At 71.5% G+C, this 24,680-nt stretch carries 16 protein-coding genes; 10 read left to right on the forward strand and 6 right to left on the reverse strand.

Annotated features, from left to right (window positions below):
• Window positions 1-172: 172 nt before the first annotated feature.
• The gene (locus ACQPWU_RS15325) at window positions 173-715 is read left to right on the forward strand and encodes a flavin reductase family protein (RefSeq protein ID WP_433445217.1); all 543 of its coding nucleotides are present in this window, start codon (window positions 173-175) and stop codon (window positions 713-715) included.
• Here the strand turns inward: ACQPWU_RS15325 and ACQPWU_RS15330 are convergent.
• Window positions 699-1,901 carry an MFS transporter gene (locus ACQPWU_RS15330; RefSeq protein ID WP_433440427.1) on the reverse strand — a complete coding sequence of 401 codons (1,203 nt, stop codon included), beginning with the start codon at window positions 1,899-1,901 and terminating at the stop codon, window positions 699-701. The two genes, ACQPWU_RS15325 and ACQPWU_RS15330, sit on opposite strands and share 17 nt — an antisense overlap.
• 118 nt (window positions 1,902-2,019) lie before the next feature.
• Entirely contained in the window at window positions 2,020-3,774 is a 1,755-nt protein-coding gene (locus ACQPWU_RS15335) for an ABC transporter substrate-binding protein (protein WP_433440429.1), read from the reverse strand.
• 76 nt (window positions 3,775-3,850) lie between these two features.
• Here ACQPWU_RS15335 and ACQPWU_RS15340 point away from each other — a divergent pair, with 76 nt between their 5' ends.
• The 4 genes from ACQPWU_RS15340 to ACQPWU_RS15355 are packed head-to-tail and all read left to right on the forward strand — an operon-like array spanning window position 3,851 to window position 10,164.
• Complete coding sequence (locus tag ACQPWU_RS15340) at window positions 3,851-5,854, forward strand: hydantoinase/oxoprolinase family protein (protein ID WP_433440431.1); 2,004 nt, start codon at window positions 3,851-3,853, stop codon at window positions 5,852-5,854.
• Window position 5,855: 1 nt separating this feature from the next.
• On the forward strand, window positions 5,856-7,517 hold the full coding sequence (locus tag ACQPWU_RS15345; protein ID WP_433440433.1) for a hydantoinase B/oxoprolinase family protein: 1,662 nt from the start codon (window positions 5,856-5,858) through the stop codon (window positions 7,515-7,517).
• The gene (locus tag ACQPWU_RS15350; protein WP_433440435.1) at window positions 7,514-8,794 is read left to right on the forward strand and encodes an MFS transporter; all 1,281 of its coding nucleotides are present in this window, start codon (window positions 7,514-7,516) and stop codon (window positions 8,792-8,794) included. Before ACQPWU_RS15345 ends, ACQPWU_RS15350 begins: the two co-directional genes overlap by 4 nt.
• A complete protein-coding gene (locus ACQPWU_RS15355; protein ID WP_433440437.1) occupies window positions 8,791-10,164 on the forward strand; it encodes an NAD(P)/FAD-dependent oxidoreductase in 1,374 nt (457 codons plus the stop codon). Before ACQPWU_RS15350 ends, ACQPWU_RS15355 begins: the two co-directional genes overlap by 4 nt.
• 12 nt (window positions 10,165-10,176) lie before the next feature.
• Here the strand turns inward: ACQPWU_RS15355 and ACQPWU_RS15360 are convergent, their stop codons facing one another.
• From ACQPWU_RS15360 to ACQPWU_RS15375, 4 genes are all read right to left on the reverse strand, one after another.
• Window positions 10,177-11,385, reverse strand: a complete 1,209-nt coding sequence (locus ACQPWU_RS15360) for an amidohydrolase family protein (protein WP_433440439.1) — start codon at window positions 11,383-11,385, stop codon at window positions 10,177-10,179.
• Window positions 11,386-11,507: 122 nt separating this feature from the next.
• On the reverse strand, window positions 11,508-14,396 hold the full coding sequence (locus ACQPWU_RS15365) for a M36 family metallopeptidase (RefSeq protein ID WP_433440441.1): 2,889 nt from the start codon (window positions 14,394-14,396) through the stop codon (window positions 11,508-11,510).
• Between the two features lie 125 nt (window positions 14,397-14,521).
• Window positions 14,522-14,923: a hypothetical protein gene (locus ACQPWU_RS15370; RefSeq protein WP_433440443.1), complete on the reverse strand. Its 402-nt coding sequence runs from the start codon at window positions 14,921-14,923 to the stop codon at window positions 14,522-14,524.
• 117 nt (window positions 14,924-15,040) lie between these two features.
• Window positions 15,041-16,354, reverse strand: coding sequence for a serine hydrolase domain-containing protein (locus ACQPWU_RS15375; RefSeq protein ID WP_433440444.1), 1,314 nt, complete (start codon window positions 16,352-16,354; stop codon window positions 15,041-15,043).
• Between the two features lie 202 nt (window positions 16,355-16,556).
• On the opposite strand from ACQPWU_RS15375, the gene ACQPWU_RS15380 reads away from it, so the two are divergent.
• From ACQPWU_RS15380 to ACQPWU_RS15400, 5 genes are all read left to right on the forward strand, one after another.
• Entirely contained in the window at window positions 16,557-17,549 is a 993-nt protein-coding gene (locus ACQPWU_RS15380; protein ID WP_433440446.1) for a LacI family DNA-binding transcriptional regulator, read from the forward strand.
• A gap of 414 nt (window positions 17,550-17,963) precedes the next feature.
• Window positions 17,964-19,061 carry a Gfo/Idh/MocA family protein gene (locus tag ACQPWU_RS15385; RefSeq protein WP_433440448.1) on the forward strand — a complete coding sequence of 366 codons (1,098 nt, stop codon included), beginning with the start codon at window positions 17,964-17,966 and terminating at the stop codon, window positions 19,059-19,061.
• Window positions 19,058-19,963, forward strand: a complete 906-nt coding sequence (locus ACQPWU_RS15390; RefSeq protein WP_433440450.1) for a PmoA family protein — start codon at window positions 19,058-19,060, stop codon at window positions 19,961-19,963. Before ACQPWU_RS15385 ends, ACQPWU_RS15390 begins: the two co-directional genes overlap by 4 nt.
• Window positions 19,960-20,673 (forward strand): cupin domain-containing protein, encoded by a 714-nt coding sequence (locus tag ACQPWU_RS15395; RefSeq protein WP_433440452.1) that lies wholly within the window; start codon window positions 19,960-19,962, stop codon window positions 20,671-20,673. The genes ACQPWU_RS15390 and ACQPWU_RS15395 overlap by 4 nt, the downstream gene beginning before the upstream one ends.
• Before the next feature lie 69 nt (window positions 20,674-20,742).
• Window positions 20,743-24,678, forward strand: a complete 3,936-nt coding sequence (locus ACQPWU_RS15400; protein ID WP_433440454.1) for a carboxypeptidase regulatory-like domain-containing protein — start codon at window positions 20,743-20,745, stop codon at window positions 24,676-24,678.
• Window positions 24,679-24,680: the final 2 nt, after the last annotated feature.

Raw genomic sequence — 24,680 nt, forward strand, 5'->3', positions numbered from 1 at the left:
CCGCCGGGCCAAGGAGATCCGGCAGGCCCGGGACGCGCGGCGCGCGTCGGAGGCCGCATGGATCGGGAGAGAGCCCCGGACGGCCCCGGACCCCCGTTCGGCGGCGGAGCCTCGTTTGGCGCCGGCACCGCGGTTGTCCGCTGAGTCGCGTGTGGTGGCGGACGACCTGTCGATGACGGAATCGCAGCCGGCGGTGGAGGGACAGCCGGCCGTGGAGGCGGTGCCGGATGGTCCCGTTGACGCCGACGGGTTCCGGCGCGCGCTGGCCGTGCACGCGGCCGGGGTGGTCATCATCACGGCCCAGACCGACGGCATCCCCGTCGGCCTCACCGCCACGTCCTTCTCCTCCGTCAGCCTGGACCCACCCCTGGTCTCCTTCTACGTCGACCGGTCCTCCACCACCTGGCCCTGGCTGCGCTCGGCCGACCACTTCGCGGTCAACGTCCTGGCCAGCGACCAGGCCGATCTGGCGTCCAGGTTCGCGCGCAAGGACATCGACCGGTTCGCCGAGCCCACCCGCTGGCGTCCGGGTCCCCTGGGCGCCCCCCTGCTCCAGGACGTCTCCGCACACCTGATCTGCCTGCCGCACGAGACGGTGGACGTCGGTGACCACATCCTGGTCGTGGGCCTGGTCGCCGAGGCCAGGGTGCACAGCCCAGGCCGTCCCCTCATCTACCACCAGGGCCGCTTCGGCCGCTTCATCGCCCACCCGTAGGGAGTTCTACGCGGGTGACGTCGGCCGGGACGGTATCCGGCGCCTGACGGCGCGGCCGTACCGACCCGGCCACCAGGACGACGAGCCCGGCGGCGGTGACTCCGGCGCCGACCCAGAGCGGCGAGACGAACCCGAGTCCCGCGCCGAGGGCCAGCCCGCCCAGCCACGCGCCCAGCGCATTGCCGATGTTGAAGGCCGCGATGTTGGCGCCGGAGGCCATCGTGGGCGCCTCCTGGGCGTACCCCATGATCCGCAGCTGCAGCCCAGGCGCGGTGGCGAGCCCGACGGCGCCCATCAGCAGCAGCGAGACGATCGTCATGACCTGGCTCTGCGCCGTCAGCGCGAACACGGCGAGCACCAGGGCGAGCAGCGCAAGAATCACGCCCAGCGAGGTGTTCAGTGCCCGGTCGGCGAACTTGCCGCCGGCGAAGTTGCCGGCGAACGTGCCGACTCCGAACAGCACCAGCAGCCAGGGCACCGTGGTGGTGGCGAACCCGCTGACCTCGGTGAGCGTGAACGCGATGTAGGTGAACGCGCCGAACATGCCGCCGAAGGCCAGCACGGTGACCGCGGCGGAGACCCAGACCTGTGGCCGGCGGAACACGCCCAGCTCGCTGCGCAGGCTCGTCTCGGCGGGCGCCGGCGTCCGTGGCACCAGCAGCCGGATGCCGATCAGCGCGACGACGCCGATGACCGTGATCGCCCAGAACGTCGAGCGCCAGCCGAGCTGCTGTCCGAGCAGCGTGCCCAGCGGAACCCCGAGCACGTTGGCCACGGTCAGCCCGGCGAACATCAGCGAGATGGCCCCGGCCCGCCGGTTCTGCGCGACCATGTCGGCGGCGACCACGGAGCCGACGCCGAAGAACGCGCCATGGCACAGCGCCGCGACGACCCGGCCCGCCATGAGCACCGAGTAGATCGGTGCCACCGCGGAGATCAGGTTGCCCGCGATGAACAGCACCATCAGCGCGAGCAGCACCTTCTTACGGTCGAACCGGGCGATCGCCGCGGTCAGCCCGATGGCGCCGACCGCCACGCTCAGCGCGTACCCGGAGACCAGATATCCGGCCACCGGCTCGGTGACTCCGAAGTCCGCCGCCACTTCAGGCAACAGGCCGATGATCCCGAACTCGGTGAGCCCGATGCCGAAGCCGCCCAGTGCAAGGGCGAGAAGCCCGATAGGCATGTCCAAACCCTCCAATTGCATTGCGTCCGCCTTTATGCGGCGCATGCAATCATTGCGCGCGCTGCCCAGCCTCCACGAGTGGCTGGGAGGCCACTATGCGAAAGAATCCGGCCAGCCCCTATGCGACCATCCACGGGGGTCGCCGGAAGGCGGCCTCCGCGTACGGCGCCGGGCCGATGACCCGGTGCACCCCGTCCTGGATCTGGAAGACCAGGTGCGCCTGCCCCAGCGAAGGATCCGGGATCTCATCGGGAAAAGCCACGCTCGTCTGCCCGCCCCGGTCCAGGTCGTAAGCCCCGTTCACCCCCCGATACACGATCGCCCGCAGATCCCGGGCCACCAGGCCGAAGTCGTGCGGACGACCGTGCGCCGACCAGGCCAGGGCCAGCAGGTTGATCTGGTCGTACGCCGCCCCCGCCACCGACCTCCCCGGCGAGGCGCCGTACCGCTTCAGGAAGCGCTCGGCGAACGCCCGTCCCCTGCTGTCCCCGTACAGACCCGTGACCGTCGCCCAGACCACGCCCTCCGCCGCCCGTCCCGCCAGCTCCAGGTACTGCGGCACCGCCGGCGTGTACACCATGTACACCAGCGTCGGCGAGGGCTCTTGGACGAACGCCCGCTGGAATGCGGAGGCCTGCTCGGCCAGGTGATGGGTGACCATCACCGCACCGGGCGCGTGCGCGCGGATCGCGGCCAGCGCCCGGCTCCAGTCGTGATAGGGCGGCGTCAGCCGGACCACGAAGTCGATGGCCAGCCCCGCCTGCTGCACCAGCCGCGCCGTCTCCTCGTTGAACGCCTGCGTGTCCGGCATCGTCGTCTCCACGAACCCGACGCTGCGCCTGCGCAGCCGCAGGCTCCGGAGGAAGCGGGCGAAGCCCTTGCCGTAGTTGGCGCGCGTGGGCCCGGTCTGGAAGATCCGGCCGAACCGGTCCGGCTCCTGCCGCACCCAGTCGGCCTGCAGGTCGCTGGTGCCGATGTTGAGGTATGGGGCGCCGAAGTCGGCCACCATCTCGTACGAGGCCCGCTCGTCGGTCAGCAGGTAGCCGCCGACGATGGCCGGCACCTCCCGGGCCGCCAGTTCCGCGAGGCCGGCGGAGACCGAGTCCGCGTCGAGTGAGTCCACCGCGCTCACATGGGTGCGCACCGGCCGGCCCGCCACGCCGCCGCGCGCGTTCAGCTCCTCGACGGCCAGCTCCGCCCCGCGCCGCATCTGCTCGCCGTCGTCGCTCGACCCGCCGACCAGCGGCAGCAGCAGCCCGATCTCGTACGGCGAGACAGGGCGGCGCCGCGCCACCCCGACGGTGGCGAAGCTCGGCAGCGGCCCGGAAGAACGCATCAGCCGGTCCACCGCGCCCGCCGCCAGCGCGGTCAGCTCCGGGCACCCGCCGGGGATCGGCAGCCTGAGCAGCCCGTGATCCACCGCGAACGCCGCGACCCCGCCGCGCGTGGCCTGCCCGAGCTTGGCGAGCACGCTCTCCACCTGCTTGGACACGGTACGCGGACTCGAGCCGAGATAGCGCGCGACGGCGGTGTTGGTGAGCCCGCCGGCCATGAGCGTCAGGACGTCCAGCTCCCGAGGCGTCAGCCCGTACGGGGGCGGCACGTCCGCAGCGGAGACCACCACGTCACCCGTCTCCCGCGCCACCGTCATGGAGGCGTGCGTCCAAAGCTCGTCCCCCTCCACGAGGAGGAACGTGACCGCGTCGCGCCCCGACCGCAGCAGCGCGGTCGCGGCGCGGGCCAGCATCTGCCGCCCGCGCAGGTCGGCCCCGACGCCGTCGAGCCGCTCCACGGCGCCGTCGGGGGAGACACGCGCCATCCCGGGCTCGCCCGCGCCGCTGGGCGACCCCTCATACCTCGGCCCGTGCAGCATCTCCATAGGTTAAATGACGTATTGCCGCAGATGGAGGCCTATGTGACCGTTTCTCCATCCAACAGAGAGGAACGCGATGAGACTCGGTGTGGAGTGTGGCGGCACCTTCACCGACCTGGTGCTGCTGGACGACGCCGGGCGGCTCGCGGCCACGGGGAAGGTGTTCTCCACCCCGTCCGACCCCTCGCTCGCGGTCCTGGAGGCGATCTCCCGCCTGGAGGCCGTGGACCTGTCGGGCGCGCCGCTCCTGCACGGCTCGACCGTGGCGACCAACGCCGTGCTCGAACGCGAGGGGCCGCGCCTGGGCCTCATCGTCACCCAGGGCTTCCGCGACGTGCTCGAGCTGCAGCGGCACGACAGGGACGTGATGTACGACCTGCACTACCGCAAGCCGCGGCCGCTGGTCCGCCGCGAGCTGGTACGCGAGGTGCCCGAGCGGCTCGACGTCACGGGCAAGCCGCTGGTGGCGCTCGACGAGCCGGCCGTACGCGAGGCGGTGGCCGAGCTGGCCGGGCTGGGCGTCACCTCGATCGCCGTGTGCTTCCTGCACAGCTACCGCAACCCGGCCCACGAGCAGCGGGTACGCGAGATCGCCATGGAGGTCGCGCCCGCCCTGGACGTGTCGCTGTCCAGCGAGGTCGTGGCCGAGTTCCGCGAGTACGAGCGGGCCAGCAGCACCACCGTGGACGCCTTCGTCAAGCCGACCGTCGACGGCTACCTCAGCCGCCTGGAACGTTCCCTCGCCGATCGCGGCATGGGCGAGCTGTCGATGATGCAGTCCAACGGCGGCGTCGTGCCCGCCGCGTACGTGCGGCGGCGGCCGATCCACGTCCTGCTCTCCGGCCCGGCCGCCGGGGTGGCGGGCGCCGTCGCGGTGGCCGCCGCCACGGGCCTCGCCGACATCGTCACCATGGACATGGGCGGCACCAGCACCGACGTCTGCCTGGTCACCGGCGGGCGTCCGCAGATCACCACCGAGTCGATGATCGACAGGATCCCGGTCAAGTTGTCGATGGTGGACATCGCCACCGTGGGAGCGGGCGGCGGCAGCATCGTCGGCCTCGACCCTGGCGGCATGCTCCAGGTGGGCCCGCGCAGCGCGGGCGCCGATCCGGGCCCGGCCTGCTACGGAAGGGGCGGCACCGCGGCCACGGTCACCGACGCGAACGTCACCCGCGGCCTCATCCGCCCCGGTCACTTCCTCGGCGGCCGGCACGCCCTGGACCCGGAGGCGGCGATCGCCTCGTTGAAGACCCTGGCCCGGGAGCTCGAACGGACGCCTGCCCAGCTCGCCGAGGACGTCTTCCGCATCGCGAACGTCGCCATGGCCGGCGCCATCAGGCTCGTCTCCACCGAGCGCGGCCACGACCCGCGCGACCACACGCTCGTCGCCTACGGCGGCGCCGGCCCCCTGCACGCCGCGGCGGTCGCCGACGAGCTGGGCATCACATCCGTGCTGGTCCCGCCGCACGCCGGGCTCATGTCCGCGTACGGGCTGCTCAGCTCCGACTTCCAGCGCCGCTTCGCGGTCACGAGGGTCGCGGACCTGGCAGAGCTGGCGCCGGAGGAGCTGGACGAGGTGTTCGCCGAACTGCTGGCCGAAGCCAGGGCCGAGATCGCCGCCCAGGGCGTGGACCCCGGCGGCGTGGTCACCGAATTCGAACTGGACCTGCGCTACCGGGGCCAGGGCTTCGAGCTCACCGTGCCGGTGCCGCAGGGCGTGTCCCCTGAGGAGGCGGCCGGGTTGTTCCACGAGGCCCATGCGCTCAGGTACGGCCACAGCACGCCCGCCAAGGCCGTCCAGGTGGTGACGTACCGGCTGACGCTCAGGGTGCCGCGCGAAGACACCGCGCTGCCCGCCGTACCGGTGGAAGGGCCCGCGCGCCGCGAGGACCTGCCGGTGGTGATCGGCGGTGAGGAGCGGAGCTGCGCCTTCCTGTGGCGGGCGTCGCTCCCACCCGGCTTCACGGCCGAGGGGCCGGCGGTGGTCGAGGAGGAAACCGCCACCACGTACGTGCCCCCCGGCTGGACGGCCACCGTCGACCCCGCCACCAACCTCCTGCTCACCAGGGAAGCCTGACATGACCGTGGACCCCGTCACCCTGAACATCGTCGGCACCGCCCTGGCGGCCATCCCCCGCGAGATGGCGGCGAACCTGCGGCGGGCCGCGTTCTCCTCCGTCGTGCGTGAGGCCCGCGACTACGCCGTGGCGCTCGTGGACCCGCGCGGCAACGTGGTCAGCCAGGCCGAGGCCATCCCCATCATGACCGCCGGCATCTCGCACGCCATCGCCGCCGTGCTGGCCGACATCGACCCCGCGGCGCTGACCGGCGACGACGCGATCCTCTACAACGACCCCTTCCACGGCGGCCAGCACCTGCAGGACATCTACCTGTTCACGCCGATCTTCCACGAGGGCACGCTGGTCGGGTTCGCGGCGAGCGTGGCGCACCACGTCGACATCGGCGGCGGCGAGCCCGGGCTGACCATCAACGCCAAGGAGGTCTACCAGGAGGGCATCCGCCTGCCGGGCCGGCCGTTCTCGGTCTCGCGCGACTGGCACGGCGGCTTCGTCGAGCAGCTCTTCCGGCTCAACGTACGCGTGCCCGACCTGGTCGTCGGAGACCTCAACGCGCAGTTCGCGGCCAACAACGTGGCCGCGGAACGGCTGCGCGAGCTCGTCGCCAGGCACGGTCCCGAGCTGACCGCCGCCGTGATGGACGAGCTGCAGGACTACGCCGAGCGGCGGCTGCGCGACTCCATCGCTGAGATCCCCGACGGCGACTACGCGGCCGAGGAGATCATCGACGCCTCCACGTGGGGCGGCGACCGGCACCACGTCAGGGTCGCGGTCCGCGTGCGCGGATCCGACCTGGAGGTCGACTTCACCGGGACCGATCCCCAGGTGCCGGCCAACCTGAACTGCCCGTTCGCCTCGACGGTCTCCTCCGTGCAGAGTGCGATCCGCGGCCTGCTGCGCGACAAGGACATCCCGTTCAACGAGGGCTGCAACCGGCCCATCAGGGTGACCGCGCCGTACGGGTCCATACTCAACCCGGCCGCGCCCGCCGCGGTGCGCGCCAGGCTCACCCCGGCCAGCCGCGCGTTCGACGCCGTCATCAGGGCGCTCGCCGAGGCGCTGCCCGACCGGGTCGTCGCCACCGGCTACGACACGACCAGCGCGGCGGCGCTCAGCTACCTCGACCCCCACAGCCACCAGTACGAGGTGGTGCTGGAGGTGCTCGGCGGCGGCTGGGGCGCCGGAGCGGCGGGCGACGGCGCGGACGCGCTCGACAACCCCATCTCCAACTGCGCCAGCGCTCCCGTCGAAGCGCTGGAGATCGACTACTCGCATTTCAGGGTGACGGAGTTCGCGCTCGTCCCCGGCTCGGGAGGCGACGGGCGCAACCGCGGCGGCCTCGGCTTCGTCCGCACATACGAGGCCACCAGGGACGGCGTGACCTTCTCCGCCTACTCCGACCGGCACCGCTACGGCGCCCGCGGCCTGTTCGGCGGCGGCGACGGGGCCACCGGCGGGCTCGAGGTCAGCAGGCCCGACGGAACCGTACAACGGTTGTCCCACATCGACGCGGTGACGCTCGCCGCGGGCGAGCGGGTCAGCCTGCGCACCGGCGGCGGAGGAGGCTACGGCCCACCCGCCGAACGCCCGGCCGCGCGCCGCGAGGCCGACCTGCGGGACGGCCTGACAGTGAATGAGCGCGTGAAGGAGACCCCCCAATGACCACATCACCGCAGATGCGCAGGGTGGCGCTCGCGTCCGCGCTCGGCACCAGCATCGAGTGGTACGACTTCTTCATCTACACGACCGCCTCCGCGCTGGTCTTCAACAAGCTGTTCTTCCCGACACTGTCCCCGGTCGCGGGCGTGCTGTCCGCGTTCGCCACGTACGCCGTCGGCTACGTCGCCAGGCCGCTGGGCGCGGTCGTGTTCGGCCACTTCGGCGACCGGATCGGGCGCAAGAAGTCGCTGGTGTGGACGCTGCTCATGATGGGCGGCGCGACATTCCTGGTCGGCTGCGTGCCCACGCACGAGACCGTCGGCACGCTCGCGCCCCTGCTGCTGGTCGTCCTCCGCTTCGTCCAGGGCATTGCGGTCGGCGGCGAGTGGGGCGGCGCGGCGTTGATCTCCGTCGAGCACGCGCCGCAGGGGCGGCGCACGTTCTTCGGCGCGTTCGCCCAGATCGGTTCGCCGGTCGGGCTGCTCCTCGCGACCACCATGTTCGCGGTGCTGAACGGTGTGCTGAGCGCCGGGCAGTTCGAGGCATGGGGGTGGCGGGTGCCGTTCCTCGTGTCGATCGTGCTGGTCGTGGTCGGGTTCGCGGTGCGCATGAAGATCGAGGAGACGCCGGACTTCGAGCGGTCGGCCCGTTCCGAGGTGCTGCCGATCGTCGAGTGCCTGCGCACGTCGTGGCGGCAGATCGTGGTCGGGCTCGGCATCTTCGCCGGCGGCTTCGCGGCGTACTACGTGCTCACCACGTTCATGCTCGCGTACACGACGACCCAGCTCGGGCTGCCCAAGTCGGCCGCGCTGGCCGGGCAGATCGTGGCCGCCGTCGTGGAAGCGGCCCTCATGTTCGTCTTCGCCGCCATGGGCGACCGGTACGGCAAGGGCAAGGTCATCGCGTGGGGCGCGGTCGCCGGGCTCGTGTGGGCGGTGCCGCCGTTCTGGCTCTTCGGCACCGGCAGCACGTTCTGGCTCTGCGTGGGCGTAGGCGTCGGCCTCATCGGCGTGACCGCCACGTACTCCGTCGGCGCCGCCTACGTCGCCCAGCTCTTCGCGCCTCGCGTCCGCTACACCGGCATGTCGCTGTCGTACCAGCTCGCCGGGGCCATCGGCGGCGGGCTCGTGCCGCTGTTCGCCACGGCGTCGCTGGAGTGGACGGGCGGCCACTACTGGCCGGTCGCGGTGGTGACGGCGCTGTTCTACGTGTTCACGCTGGTGGGGCTGTTCATCGGGCGGGTACGCGTCGCCGCCCCCGCCGTGGAGGCGGCCCTGTGACGCTCAACGGGGGTGTCTCGCACTGGTACCGCGAGATCGGACTTCCCGCCAGGCGCCCGCCGCTCGACGGGTCCGCCGAGGCCGACGTGTGCGTGGTCGGCGCCGGCTATACCGGCCTGTGGACGGCGTACTACCTGAAGAAGGCCGACCCCGGGCTGCGGATCGTGATCCTGGAGCGCGAGTTCGCCGGCTACGGCGCCTCCGGGCGCAACGGTGGCTGGATCACCGCCAGCCTGGCCGGCTCACGCCGCCGCTTCGCCGCCACCCACGGCCGCCAGGGCGTCATCGACCTCCAGCGGGCCATGAACGTCGCCGTGGATGAGATCATCGCGGTCGCCGCGGCCGAGGGCATCGAGGCCGACATCGTCAAGAGCGGCATGCTCCGGGTGGCGCACGCGCCCGCCCAACTGCCGAGGCTCCGTGCGCAGGTCGCCGCCGCGCATTCCTGGGCCGACGACGTGGTGCTGCTCGACGCGGAGGAGACGGTCGCCAGGATCGGCGTCGCGGGCGCACTCGGCGCGTCCTTCACGCCCCACTGCGCCCGCGTGCAACCGGCCAAGCTGGTGCGGGGACTGGCGCGGGCCGTGGAGCGCCTCGGCGTGCCGATCCGCGAGTCCACGCCGGTGACGCGGATCTCGCCGCACACGGTCGAGACACCGTACGGGACGGTCCGCGCCTCGTACGTGATCAGGGCGACCGAGGGCTTCACGGCGGGTCTGGCGGGGGAGCGGCGCACGTGGCTCCCCATGAACTCCTCACTGATCGTCACCGAGCCGCTCCCCGGCCAGGTCTGGGACCGGATCGGGTGGTCAGGTGAGGAGCTCCTCGGGGACATGTCCCACGCCTACATCTACGCGCAACGTACGGCCGACGGCCGGATCGCGATCGGCGGTCGCGGCCGCCCGTACCGGTACGGATCAAGGACCGACTCCGACGGGCGCACCCACATCTCCACGGTGCGCCAGCTCCGGGACGCGCTCGTCCGGCTGTTCCCCGCCACGCTCGGCGTGGGGATCGCGCACGCCTGGTCGGGGGTTCTCGGGGTGCCGCGCGACTGGTGCTCGACGGCGGGCCTCGACCGGCGCACCGGGCTCGGCTGGGCGGGCGGTTACGTGGGGCACGGGGTGGCCACCACGAACCTCGCCGGCCGCACCCTGCGGGATCTGGTGCTGGGCCGCGAGACGGAGCTGACGGGTCTGCCGTGGGTGGGGCGGAAGGTCAGGAAATGGGAGCCCGAGCCGTTGCGGTGGCTCGGGGTGAGGGGGATGTACGCGGCGTACCGGGAGGCGGACCGGCAGGAGACGGCCGGGGGCCGCGTCACCACGTCGCCCGTCGCCAAGGTGGCGGACTGGGTGAGCCGCCGCGAGTAGGCCCGCCAGGGGTCAGCCGGCCTGGCGGACGCCTCCGCGCCACACGTCCGCGATGGCCCGGGTGGCCGTGATGTCCGTGGTCGGGTCGCCGTTCACGAGGAGCAGGTCGGCACGCAGTCCAGGGGTGATCCGTCCGCGGTCCGTGAGCCCGAAGGCGTGGGCCGGGGCGCTGGTCGCCGCCGCCAGGGCCTGTTCCGGGGTCCAGCCGGCCTCCGTCAGCAGCAGGAGCTCGTGGTGCAGGCCCGCCCCGTGCACCGGCCCGAACGGGGTGGCGTCCGTGCCGGCCAGCACCGGCACTCCCGCCCGCATCAGGGCCGCGGCCGTGTGGGCGGCGTTCAGCACGCCCTGCGAGTGCATGGGGATGTCCGTCCACTCCCGCCCGAACGTGGCCTTCGCGCGCTCCGACATCCGGCCCGCGACCCGCGGGTCTCGCAGGAGCTCCTGGCCGTTCGGGTCGCCGGTGACGGCCTCGATGTAGGTGATCGTGCTGATCACGAACGCGTCGTACGAGGCGACCCTGGCGGCCATCTCCTCGGCCTGGTCCTGGTCCACGTCGGCGTACAGGTGCGCCAGCCCGTCGGCGCCCGCGTCGAGGGCGATGATCGCCTCCCTCGCGGTCACCGTGTGCGCGATGACCCGCAGCCCGGCGGCATGGCCGGCCTCCACCAGGACGGCGGCGAGCTCGGGGCTGAGCGCCGGCAGCCGCATCCCGGACGAGCCGCCGTCGTCGATGGCGATCTTGAGGTAGTCGGCGCCCTCCGCCAGCCGCGCCTCCACGAACGCCTTGGCCTCGCCCGAGTCGGCGACCGTGTCGAGCGTGCGGTCCGTGCCGAGGGCCTTGAGCACGTCCGCCGTCATGATCTGGGTCGGATGCCCGTCGGGGGCGGTGGCGATCATGCTGGAGCTGCGGATGTCGGCCACGTCGTCGCGTTCGGCGGCAAGCCGGCGCTGGGCGGCCAGGACGGGCGGCAGGTTGTTCATGTCGAGCTCGGTGGTGACGCCGAACTTCAGCGCCTCCTCCAGATCGCCGTCGAAGGCGTGCGCGTGGGCGTCGATCAGGCCCGGCAGCAGGGTCTTCCCGGTGCCGTCCACCTCGACGTCCGCCGAGTCTCCCAGCGGGCCTCCCGCCGGGCCGATGAGGTCGCCGTCGATCAGCACGTCGGCGGCGGGCACCGTCCGCTCGCCGTCGAAGACCCGGACGTTACGGATCAAGGTACGCATGATCTCTCCATATAGTTCGACGTCTAACTAGCTCTTGTCCGTATAGTACGATGTCTAACTACTTTGGGGCAAGCACGCGTACGGCCCGCGCCCCAAACGGCGCGGGCCGCACAGTCACAACGTCAGTGCGAGAACGCCTGGAACTCGGCCGCCCTCACCTGCTCCCGCTGGGGGCTGGCCGTGGCGCAGTCCGTGGCGGAGTTCGGGTCATTGTCCTGCTCACCGGCGTACAGCGGATTGCCGGTGCACTGCGTGCTGACCACGCGCAGCATCAGATGCGTGGCGCTGGTGGGCCGTACTCCGAACGACTTGATGAGCATGTCCGCGCCCCGCGGGCGCGGCAGCCCGGCGCTGAAGGCGTCGGCCGGGCTGGTGTAGATCTTCGTGAAGTTCGAGGGGTCGGCGCAGCCGGAGCTGCAGGCCAGCACCTCGAACGCGCGCAGGCTGGAGAAGCGGTTCTGTGCTCCCGGGTCGGCGGCGTCGCCGACGTTGGGCCTGAGCATCGCGCTCACCTGCACCCGCCGGACCGTGACCGGCGCGTCGCCCGCCAGGTCCACGACGACCGACTTGCCGGCGGGCGCGCCGGTGAGCGAGGCCCAGTTCGTGGCCTCGGTCTCGTCGATCAGCTTGGCCTGGTTGACGCCGTCGCCCGCGGCCGCCGCGCCGCCCGCCGCCGAGGCGAGGTTGCGGGTGAGCGGCAGCGGGAGCGGCAGGGTCACGCCGCCCACCACGGCGTACTTGAGCCGCGTGTGCCCGAACCCGTTGCCCGTGACCACGAAGGAGTAGACGCCCGGCGTCATCTCCACCGTGTCGCCCAGCGGCGTCGCCGGGTCGGTGTCGGCGACCGGCACAGCGCGACCCTCGTAGTCGCCCACGTACAGCCGCAGCGCCGCGCCCTTCGCCTCGCCCAGCGGCTTGAGCTGCAGCGAGCCGTTCTTGCCCGCGGGGTTGACGAAGCCGGGCGTCGGGTCGGCGTCGTTCGGGCCGCTGCTCGCCGCGCCCTCGCCCAGGCCGTGCTCGGCGAACGCGCGCCACATGATGTCCTGGTTCTTGCCGCCGAAGCGGATCGCGTCCGCCGCCAGCAGCGCGTCTCGGTGGTCGACGTAGCTGACCGCGCCCGAGGCCATCAGCAGCAGGGCGTCGAACGACAGCTGCGCCCAGCGCCGGTTGCCCGGGCACCGCTCGACCGGCGTCTGGCCGTCCGCGCAGGAGCGCTGCTGCCTGGCGGTGCCGTCGCCGTACCGCTTGACGAACGCCGCCCGCACGTCGAACTGCGTGGCCGACCAGATCTCGCCGTCCGCGTGCACCTGCTGGCCGACGATGTCGTAGGCGATGTCGCTGTAGTTCAGCGGGGACTTCGACATGTCGTAGTTCCGGATACCGCGCGCCTTGTCGCCCGTCACGTAGCCGCCGGTCACGTACGGGGTCAGGCCCGAGGGGCGGAAGCCGTACTCGAAGAGGTGCTCCATCGCGAACAGGTCGGAGGTGCTCTCGTTCATGGCCCCGGGCTGGGCGCCGCTCCAGCCGGCGTTCGGGCCGCCGATCATGCGGCCGGAGATGGCGTGCGTGTACTCGTGGCCGATGACCGACATGTCGTAGTCGCCGTCCACGCACGGCGAGTAGAACGAGCCGGCGATGGGCTGCCAGAGGTACATGTTCGTGATCGGCGCGACGCCGTCAGGCCCGGTGATCTGGTTGGCGTTGTCGCGTACGGACAGGACGCGGGCGCCGGCCTGCGCGTTGCCCTGTTCGGGGTCGTCTCCGAGGCCGCCGCGCTCGCCGTTGTCGGCCTGCATGTTCCAGGCGGTCTCGGTGAAGCCGAGCCGGTAGGACCAGTCGTGCATGCGGTTGTGCATCGCGTTCAGGTTGGCGATGGCGGCCTCCAGGTCGGCCTCGCCGCTCTGGTCGAACACCGCGGGGTCGCACTTCGCCTCGTGCCAGGTGTTCCGCCACGGGTAGACGTAGTTCCTGCTGGGCGTGAGCACGTTGGTACGGGTCCCGACGCTGAACGGGTCGCCGTTCGCCCGGTTCTCGGTCGACTTGGTCGCGTTGCCGGAGCTGGTGTTCGTCGGCTCATTGGTGGTGTGGTCGACGTCCCACGCCTTGCCGGTGCCCGGGTCGCCGCCGGTCACATAGTCGCAGCCGGGTCCGGCCGTGAAGCACCACGTCTGGCGGGTGTCGCGGGAGGAGTAGTCGTCGCGCGGGTTCGACGGGAAGGCCGCCCAGTGCGGGTTCTCCGGGTCGAAGTGGTCGACCAGGTTCTCGCGTACCAGGATGGCGCCGCTGACGGCGTCCACGTGCGTCGTGTATCCGGCGGCCTCGCCCTGCGAGCCGCCGACCAGGACCACCTGGTACGCGCTGTGCACCCCGTCGGGAGCGGGCACCGCCACCGGCGTGGACTGCTTGGTCGTCGCCGTGGCCAGGTCGATGCCGCCGTCCCTGGCCGCGATCTCCAGCGCCTGCTGCGCGGTGATGGTCGCGGCCGGGGGCGCCTCGGTCTTCCGGGAAAGCGAGGACGTGACGTGCCTGACCTGGCCGTTCACCACGCCGATCGCGACGAGCCCGTCCACGCCGGCCGGCAGGCCGCCGAAGCGCTGGCGCAGCAGCACGGCGTGACCCGCGCCGATGGGGTTGACCGCGACCCGCTCCAGCGCGTCCACCGCCTCCGCGGACAGCCCGAAGACGGTCTGGTTGTTCTTGAGGTAGGTGCGGGCGGCCTGCTCGGGATCCTCGCCGAGGCCCTCGGCCAGCGGTTCCGCGCTGGTGACGGCGGCGGGGGTGCCGAGAGCGTTCCAACGGATCTCGGCCTTCGACCCGGCGGTGCGGGCGTTCACCCCGGCGGGCGGCGCCACCCTGCCCTGCCGGTTGTCCACGTCGGGCTTGCCGTGCTCTTCGGCCTGGAAGTCGTGGACCGGGGCCTGCCCGCCGGGTTCGCCCCGGGCCGGCCCCGCGAGGGGTAAGGCCGACGCGACGAGCGCGACGGCGACGAGGGTGCTGCGTAACCAGGACACGGTGCCTCCTGCGTCTCAGGGGTGCGCGGATTGCGCGCATCTCGCAAGAGGTAACACCGAGTCAGGGGGCCGGCAAGATCCCAGAACGGTGGCCCGGCGCGCTGAACGGCGCCGGGCCTGTTTGTCTAGTAGATGCGGTACCTACGGCCGCAGTTGTCGAACTTGCCAGCCCAGCAGGTGAACGTGTAGATCTTCTTGATCCCCCGGCCGTGCCAGGACCCGACGACCTTGCCGTCGAACGAGCGGTTGAACTTGTGCCAGCCGCCGTTCTGGTAGTACTCGAACCAGACCCAGCCCTTCTTCCCGCCGACCTTGTCCACGCCGTACCACTTCGTGAAGACCTGGCCGCCGGCCTTCCACGTCTTGCCGAACGTGTACGCCTTGTGGTCACTGGAGAAGAACTTCCCCCAGCTGGTCCCCATGGAGTACGAGGTGGACTCCGTGGCGGCCTGGGCGGCCGGGGTGAGGGCGATGCCGGTGATGGCCATCGAGCCGGCCAGAGCGGTGATCGCAAGGGTCTTACGCATTGGGTTTCCTCCCCGTCGTCAGTGCGCCGGTTTGATCCGGCAGCAGGGACATTACGGAGAGTTCGAGCAGTCATCTGCGGACAAATGCGCACTCACGAAGTGATCGGCGACACAGTCCTACCGGACTCCGATGGGCGCGTTGTCCGACGGGAGCGGGAGGAACTGCGGCCGCGACGCCTTCGCCTGGGCCGCGGTGTCGCCGCACAGGGCCACGACCAGGTGATCGACCAGGGCGTAGTCGATCGGGCTTGGCACGAGCTGGCCGTTCTCGTCAATCTTCTGGTACTTCATGAGGTTGATCCCGAACGACAGCTGGCGGTTGCCGTCCGGGCTGGACAGCGACTGTGTGCCCATCCCGAACACGCCCCCGTCGTGCCCCCAGAAGCGGCCGCACGGCAGGTCGAGAGAGTAGAGCCCGAGGCCGTACGCGATCGACCCCCCGCCGACCAGCACCGGCACCGTCTTCTGCATCTCGGCGACCTGCGCGGCGCCGACCAGCTCACCGCGGAGCAGCGCCCGGTAGAAGCGGTTGAGGTCGTCCATCGTGGACACGATCGCGCCCGCCGTGCTGGCCCACGACATGTTGTAGACGCTGTAGTCGCGCGGCGGGTCGATGAAGCCGTACCACGACTCGTACGCCTTGGAGTGCGGGCCCGGGATGAGCGGTGTGCGCGGGAAGGACGTGTGGCGCAGGCCGGCCTTGCGGATGACGTTGCGGGTGATGTACTGCTCGGCGTCCGTGCCCGTGACCTTCTCCAGGAGCAGGCCCGCGAGGACGTAGTTGGTGTTCGAGTACGAGCCGGGCACCGCTCCGGGCTCGCCGGTCGGGGTGGCGGCCAGGCCCAGCCTGACCAGTTCCTCCGGGGCGAAGCTGCGGAAACGGTTGTCGTCCAGGCTCTTGGTCGAGCCTTCCAGCAGCGACGGGAACGCCGGGCCGATGTAGTCGGCGATGTGGCTGGTGTGGTTGAGGAGCATCCGTACGGTGATCTTCTGGCCGCGCTCGCCGGGGACGAGGCCGGGGAGGTAGCGCCCGATCGGGGCGTCCAGTTCGATGGCACCGCGCTCGACCTGCTGGAGGATGGCCACTGTGGTGAACGTCTTACTGATGCTGCCCACCCGGTGCACCATGTCGGGTCGTACGGGGCGGCCCGTGTCCACATCGGCCACACCGGACGCGCCCTTCCACGTCTGGCTGCCGTCGCGTACTTCCGAGTAGATGCCGAACATGCCGGCCTCGTGCACGGCGTCCAGGGACTGCCGCAGCGCCTGCCGGTCCAGCCCGCCATCCTGGACCGTGCCGGTGACGACCGTGGTCTGAGCGATGGCTGGTGCGGTCAGCGTCCCTGCCGCGAGTAACGCGCCTGCCGCGGTCGCGGCGGCCAGCCGCCTGGCGCGAGCCGCGGCCGGCTTCCTGAATCGGCGAGATGTCATGTGGGCAGCATGGTTCAGCCGGACCTGGCGGAGTTAGTGCGCTGTGTCATCGAGTCCATATGACACGGGTCATGCCGGATCCATGAACGCTGTCGAGGAGGAGGGAGACGGCGGCGGGTACGCTTCATAACCGGCCCGTACGCCCGAGGAAAGGACACTGCGGATGCCTCACGCGGCGAGGCCCACGGTCACGCTGCACGATGTGGCCGCGGCGGCCGGGGTCTCCGTTACCACCGCGTCCAGGGTCCTGGGCGGCAGCACGCGGAAGGTGGCGCCCGAGTACGAGGCGCGCGTGCTGGCCGCGGCGGCGGCCCTGCGCTACACGGTGGACGCCTCGGCCAGGGCGATGCGCCGGGCGAGCGAGTCGATCGCGCTCGTGGCAGACGATCTCACGACGCCGACCATGGCGATGGTGGTGGCCGCGATGGAACGCGAAGCGCGTACGGCGGGCGCGTTCGTCACCGTCTCGTCCACGATGGCGGCCTCCGAGCGGCAGCTCGAGACCGTCCGGCTGCTGCGCGCCCTGCGGCCGCGCGCGCTCGTGCTGACCTCCAGCCGGTTCATGGCGAACGCGCTCGACGGGCGGCTGCTCAAGGAGCTTGACTCCTACGAACGTGAAGGCGGCCGGGTCGTCATCGTCGGCGAGACCGACATGAGTTTCGACGCGATCGGCTTCGACGATTACGGCGCCGGGTGCTCGGCGGGCGCATTCGTCGCGGAAACCGGGCACCGGCGGGTGGCGATTTTCGGCGGCGTTCCCGAACTGCGCAACATGGCCCTTCGCACGAGCGGTTTCATGGCCGGACTGCGGGCCGGGGGCATCGACGAGCGGGATATCCGGGTCGTCTATTGCGACGTCAGCCGTCAGGGCGGATTCGACGCGGCGCGGCGGCTGGCCGAGGAGGGCATGGACGGTGTGGAAGCGGTTCTCGCCGTCAACGACGCCGTCGCCATCGGTGCGATGTCGGGATTCCGGGCCGCCGGTGTGGTGGTTCCCGAAGACGTTTCCGTGACGGGAATCGACGACATTCCGCTCGCCGGGGATGTGACGCCGCGATTGACCACCGTGGCGCTTCCGCTGGCGCAGGCGGGAGTGGAGGCGATCCGCTTCGCACTGGAAAAGGCGGGCGCGGGTAGGCGGCTCACCCTCGAGGGGCGACTGATCGTCCGCGAAAGCACCCGCACAAGGGCCTGACGCCCCGGATGTGCACCCTGAGGGAAGGCACTGGCGCTCGCGGGCGGGGCACGCCGCCGCCCGTCACGCTGTGTAACCACACCTGGCGGTCCTGGCGCATGTAGTCGCCCGGTAACGCTCTTGACGCTCAGGTAACGCCGGTGCAAACTGCGGAATACGTTTTCCCGTGGAATGCGCTTTCCCGCGTCTCGATCATTGAACAGGAGGTCACGTGTGAGCGCTATCGGCGAGCTCCAGCGCATGCGCAAGAGCGGCCGCGGACTCCGAGGCGGCCGCGCGGCCATCACTCCGAAGCTCACGGAAACGGACAAAGCCGCTGCGGAGTACCTGGACACCCCAATGTAGGCCCGGCCCCTAGAGTGACCAGGCTTGAGATCGACGGCGCCTGACATACCCCCATATAGGAGCATCATCGTGACACAACGGAACTACCGGGCAGCGATCGTCGGAACCGGCGCGATCGCCCACGCGCACGCCCAGGCCGTCCTCGGGTCCGGGCGGGCGGAGCTCGTGGCCGTGGCCGACGTGGACGCCGACCGGGTGAGCGCGTTCGCCGAGAAGTACGACGTGACGAGCACCCACGCGAGCCTGGACGACCTGCTGCGGGAGGAGGAGGTCGACCTCGTCCACCTGTGCACGCCGCCCCAGCTGCACACGCCGCTGGCCATCGCGTGCCTGGAGGCCGGGGTCACGGCGCTGGTGGAGAAGCCGCCGACGCTCTCGCTCGCCGAGTTCGACGCGTTGATCGAGGCGGAGCGCCACTCGACGGCGCACGTCGCGACCGTCCTGCAGCACCGCTTCGGGGCGGGCGCCCTCCGGCTGCGCCGCCTCCAGGAGGCCGGCGAGCTGGGCCGCCCGCTGCTGGCCACCTGCAACACCCAGTGGTACCGCGACGAGGCGTACTACGCGGTCGCGTGGCGCGGCACGTGGGAGTCGGAGGGCGGCGGGCCGACCATGGGGCACGGCATCCACCAGTTCGACCTGCTGTTCTCGGTGCTCGGGCCGTGGCGCGAGGTCACGGCCGTGGCCGCCCGCCAGGCGCGCCCGGTGGACACCGAGGACGTGTCGCTGGCGCTGGTGACGTTCGAGAACGGCGCCGTGGCCACGATCGTGAACTCCGTTGTGTCCCCGAGGCAGACCTCCCAGCTCCGCTTCGACTACGAGCGCGCCACCGTCGAGGTGGAGCACCTGTACGGCTACACCGACGACGACTGGACCGTGACCCCGGCGCCGGGCCAGGAGGCGGTGTCGGACCTGTGGGCGCAGGGGCACAGCACCGTGCCGAGCGGCCACGACGGCTGGCTCGCCGCCGTATTCGACGCGCTCGACCGTGGTGAGGCGCCTCCGGTGACCACGGAGGACGCCCGCCGGACGATGGAGTTCATCGCCGCGCTGTACACCTCCGCCTTCACCGGCGAGCGCGTACAAGCCGGACAGATCACTGCTGACAGCCCGTTCGCCCTGCGCATGGACGGCACGGGCGCTCCTTGGGGAAAGGTGAATAACCCGTGACCTTGCAAGCCACACACGTGCTCGACAACTCGGTGACCGTCGCGGCGGGCGACGTCGACCTGTTCACGTACGTCTACCGCCCGGACACGCCGGTGCTGGAGTCGCCCAAGCCGTACCTGCACCCGATCCGGACCCTCGGCGGCCGGCTGGTGTCGCTGTTCAGGCCGCACGACCACGTCTGGCACAAGGGCATCGCCTGGTCGCTGCCGCACGTGGGGGAGCACAACTTCTGGGGCGGGCCGACGTACGTGCACGGGAAGTTCTACGTGCAGCTCGAGAACAACGGCGCCGCCACGCACCGCGAGATGACCGCGCTGTCGGTCACCGGCGGGCGGGCCGAGATCGCGCACACGCTCGACTGGACCTCGCAGGCCGGCGCCCCGGTCATCACGGAGCGGCGCTCGCTGGCCGCGCAGGTGGTGGACGAGGCGACGTGGGCGCTGGTGTTCGACACGGAGATGACGAACGTGTCGGGCGGCACGCTCGCGTTCGGCTCCCCGACGACGAAGGGCCGCGAGAACGCCGGGTACGGCGGGCTCTTCTGGCGCGGGCCCAGGTCGTTCACCGGCGGGACCATCCAGTCCCCTGCCGGGGCGGGCGGTGACGAGCTGCGTGGCACGCGCGCCGAATGGTTCGGCTTCCGCGGCAGGCACGACGAGACCGGCGACCACTCCACGATCGTCGTGGTCGACGCCGCCTCCAACCCCCAGCACCCGCCGCAGTGGTTCGCGCGCAGCGAGCAGTTCGCGTGCCTGTGCCCGGCGCCGTTCTTCAGCGAGGAACTGGAGCTGCCGGACGGGGAGTCGTTGAGGTTCCGGTACGCGGTCGTGATCGGCGACGGCGACCGGGGCGAGGAAGGGACCGAGTTGCTGGCCAAGCAGGGGCGGGCGGCGCTGGCATGACCTTCCCCGGAGGCACCTCGGTCAGCCGGCTGTCGGTCTACTCCGGCAGCCCGTGCGCCGACGGGCTGGAGGGCGGCACGCCGCACCTGCACACGGCCTCCACGGAGGCGTACGTGGTCGTCGGCGGGCACGGCACGCTGCAGACACTCGACGTGAACGGGCTGCGCGAGACGGAGCTGAGCGCGGGGACGACCGTGTGGTTCACGCCCGGCACCATCCACCGCGCGGTCAACCGCGGGGGCCTGGAGGTGGTGGTCGTGATGTCGAACGCCGGGCTTCCCGAGGCCGGCGACGCGGTCATGACGTTCCCGCCGGAGATCGTCTCGGACGCGGAGCGCTACCGCCAGGCCGCCGCCCTCCCCAGCCAAGGGGAGGAGGAGGCGGTGCGGAGGCGGCGGGAATCGGCCGTCGAGGGGTTCCTGCGACTCGCCGACGCCGCCGCCGAGGGCGACCTCGGCCCGCTCCACCGCTTCTACGACCACGCCCTCGCCCTCGTACGTCCCAAGGCGGCGGCGTGGCGCTCGATCTGGGAGGACACGGTCGCCCAGGAGACGCGCCGCACGGCCGGGATCCTCGAGGCCCTGGAGCGCGGCGACGGCGCGCACCTGCGCCAGTCGGCCCTGATGGAGAGCCCGCCACAAGACCGGTGGGGGATGTGCGGCCACCTGCGTGCCCACGACGTGGCCCACCCCATCGTCCACACCCCGTAACCGAGCTGATCGCCCTCCGGCGCGCCTCCGGATCGGGAGGCGCGCCGGCACACCCCCAGGAGCCCGGTCATGCCAAAGTTCCTGCACGTGCTCACAGCCGCTGCCATGATCACAACATTCACCCAGCCCGCCACGGCCACGGCCCAGGCGGGCACCACGTACTACGTCGACGCCACCGGCGGGGACGACTCCGCCTCGGGCATCGACGAGGCGCACGCCTGGAAGAGCCTGGGCAAGGTCAACGAGACCACGTTCCACCCGGGCGACCGCATCCTCCTGCGCGCCGGCCAGAGGTGGACGGGCCGGCTCTGGCCCAAGGGCTCGGGCGAGAGCGGCGCGCCGATCACCGTCGACAGGTACGGCGAGGGCGGCAAGCCCCGCATCGACGGCGCGGGCCAGGCCGGCGACGCAGTCCGGCTGTTCAACCAGGAGTTCTGGACCATCCGCAACCTGGAGGTCACGAACGAGGTCCCGCCGACGGGCACCCCCGGCGAGAACCTGCGCGACCTGCGCGGCATCCACGTCTCCGGCGACAACAGCCAGACCCTCGACGGCTTCGTCATCGACGGCGTGGACGTGCACGACGTCACCGGCCAGGTCAACTGGATCAGTGGCAGCATCGCCGGCAACGCCCCCGGAATCCGCTTCCAGACCGGCTGGGACGGCTCGAAGAAGACGGGCGGCATCGTGTTCGACACGACGGTGCCCGACATCCACGCGCCGCCGGACAAGGCGACCGTGCTGAACGACGTGGTCATCCAGAACTCCACGGTCGCCAACACGTCGTTCGCCGGGATCGTCTTCAAGCAGTACACCGGTGACGGCAAGAACGACGCGGGCGAGACGATCGCCACGGCCACCGGCTGGGGCACCCGGCAGAGCGCCGACGACCCCAAGTTCACCCCGCACACGAACATCGTCGTCAGGAACAACCACGTCACCCAGGCCGGCACCGCGTACGGCTGCAACGGCATGTACATCACGAACGTCAGAGGCGCGCTGGTCGAGCACAACGTCGTCTACCGCGCGGGCACCTCCGGCATCGAGTCGTACTACGCCGACGACGTGACGTTCCAGTTCAACGAGGTGTACGAGACGCAGCAGAAGGCCGGCGGCGCCGACTCCAACGCCATCGACCCGGACAAGGGCACCACCCGGCAGGTCGTGCAGTACAACTACCTGCACGGCAACGGCGACGGCGTGCTGCTGTGCCAGTTCGCGTTCGGCGACGCCGTGGTCAGGAACAACGTGATCGCGAGCAACAGCCGCTACCAGATCTACCTGCACTCCGACCGGGCCGCGACCGCCAAGGTCCACAACAACACGATCTACAACGACAAGAGCGACTACCTCATCTACGGGTACGGCACGTACATCGAGGCCCGCTACGACATCGTCGGCAACATCCTCTACTCCACGCGCCCCGCGACGCTGACGACCAGCCCGACCATCGCCTACAGCCACAACCTGTACGGTGGCGCGGACCTCGCGGTGCCGGCCGGCGACTCGGCCGCCGTGGTGGCCGACCCGCTGTTCGCCAAGGCGCCGCTCGACGGCCCGTACGGCACGCCGGAGTCGGGCCCGCGGCTCGACACCGCGCACGGCCTGCGCGTCTCCTCGGGCTCGTACGCGATCGACGCGGGCGAGGAGATCAGCGCGAACGGCGGCCGCGACTTCGCCGGCACCCCGCTCTACAACGGCGGCCCCGACATCGGCGCCTTCGAGTACACCACGGCCGCGGGCGCCACGACCGAGTCCGTCATCGGCACCGTCCGCACCCCCGCGGGCGTCCCCGTCGCCGGGGCGGCAGTGACGGCGGCGGGCAGGAACGCGACCACCGGAGCCGACGGACGCTTCGCGATCAAAGACGTCCCCTTCGCCGAGGGGGTCGAGGTGACCGCCACCAGGAACGGCTACTCGACGGCCACCGAGACCGTCAACGTGCGCGCGGGCAACACCGCCACCGTCCACCTGACCATGGCCTCGGCCGGCACGGTCGGCTCGGTCACCGGGCGCGTCCTGGACCAGGCCGCCCGCCCGCTGCCCGGCGCGACGGTCACGGTCAAGGACGGCGAGCAGACGCTCGGCACCGCGACCGCCGGCCCCGACGGCGCCTTCGCCGTCGAGAACGTCCCGGCGGGGAAGGGGTACGCGGTCCGCGCCTCGTCCGGAGGGTACGTCACTGCCACCCGGCCGGGGCTGACCGTGGAGGCGGCCACGGCGACCGACGCGGGCGCGCTGCTCCTCGTCCGCCCGGTCCCGGACTACGTGGCCGTGCACGACTTCTACGACCTGGCGACAGGGCCGCTGACCAGCGGCGACGGACTCGTGGTGAGCGGCGCCGGCGGGAGCGCCGAGGTGGTCGAGACGCCGGACGGCAAGAGCCTGAAGCTCACGCGCACGGCGAACAGCGGCAGCACCAGCGTCTCCCAGACGTTCGGGCTGAAGGGCATCGTGACCGTCGAGGCGCGCGTCATGAGCGAGCAGCCCTACACCTCCGGCAACCACTGGTGGGCCGTCCCCTACATCAGGAACGCCGCCGGCCAGAACGCCGTCAGCCTCGCCTTCACCAAGAACACCATCGTCGCCTACGCGGGCACGACCACGCGCACGGTGGGCGCGTACGAGCCGGGCCGCTGGTACCACGTCTCGGCCGTGATCGACACCGTCAACCAGCGCTTCGACCTGCTGATCGACGGCCGCAAGGTGCTCGAGGGCGCCGCGTTCAGGACCGCGATGGACGGCGTGGCGCAGATCGACTACTACGCCAACAGCAGCAACTACGGCAGCATCCACCTCGACGACATCCGGGTCGCCCAGGGAGCCGGCCTCGCCCGCGACGACACCGGCCTGCTCGGCATCGACACCAGCCAGGGCGCGCCGGCGGACGGCGTGCTGGACGTCCCCGCCAGGGTCACCGAGGTGGAGGTGACCGCCGTGGCGCGCAGCCCGTTCGCCAGGTCGGTGAGCATCTCCGGCGAGCGCATGGAGGGAGCCCAGGCGACCCGGAAGATCACGCTGGGCGCGACGGGGGCCGAGGTGCCCATCGTGGTCACCGCGGAGGACGGCACCGAGGCCACCCACACCCTCCAGATCAGGCGCCGCCCGCTCGCCCAGGACACCACCCTGTCCGGCCTCGTCCCGGACGCGGGCACGCTCGACCCGGCCTTCGACGCCGACGTCCTCGAATACGCCCTGACCGTCCCGGGGGACCGGGTCGCGTTCACGCCGACCGCGCTCAACCCGGAGGCGGCCATCACCGTGCAGGGGCAGGCGGTGGCGAGCGGCGCCGCGTCCGCGCCGATCCAGGTGCCCGTCGGTGACACCGCGGTCGCCGTCAAGGTGGTGTCCGAGGACGGCACGGCGGACGCCACGTACACGATCAAGGTCACCCGCCCCGAGCCCGGGCTGCCGCAGGACGGCGCCACCGCGCCGCCCGCGCGGGCCGCGCTCTCGACGACGAGCGGCCGTCAGTACGGCCTCCACGACGGCACCTACGACGTGACCATGAACCTGTGGTACGGCGTCAACGCCGGCGTGTTCGTCCTGTACGAGAACGGCAAGGAGATCGCCAGGCGCGACCTGACCCCGAAGACGCCGTCGGCCCAGAAGGCCACCGTCGCGGTCACCGGCCGGAAGAACGGCACCTACGTCTACACCGGCGAGCTGCTGAACCAGGCCGGCCGCACCGCCACCACGTCCGCGAAGGTCGTCGTGACCGACGCGAACCCCGGCAGGCCCGTGCTCAGCTCCGACAATTGGGACGGCGACGGCGACTACACCATCCGCATGAACATGTGGTGGGGCACCAACGCCACCTCCTACCGCCTCTACGAGGACGGCGTGCTCGTCGACACCCAGCCGCTCGACCCCGCCACGCCGGCCGCGCAGAGCGCCGCCACCGTGCTCACGGGCCGGTCGCCCGGCAGGCACACGTACGTGGCGGAGCTGGCGAACGCGGCGGGCGTGACCAGGGGCGATCCGTTGACCGTAGTGGCAGGATGACC

The organism is Nonomuraea sp. CA-141351 (assembly GCF_050944675.1).
GTDB lineage: Bacteria > Actinomycetota > Actinomycetes > Streptosporangiales > Streptosporangiaceae > Nonomuraea.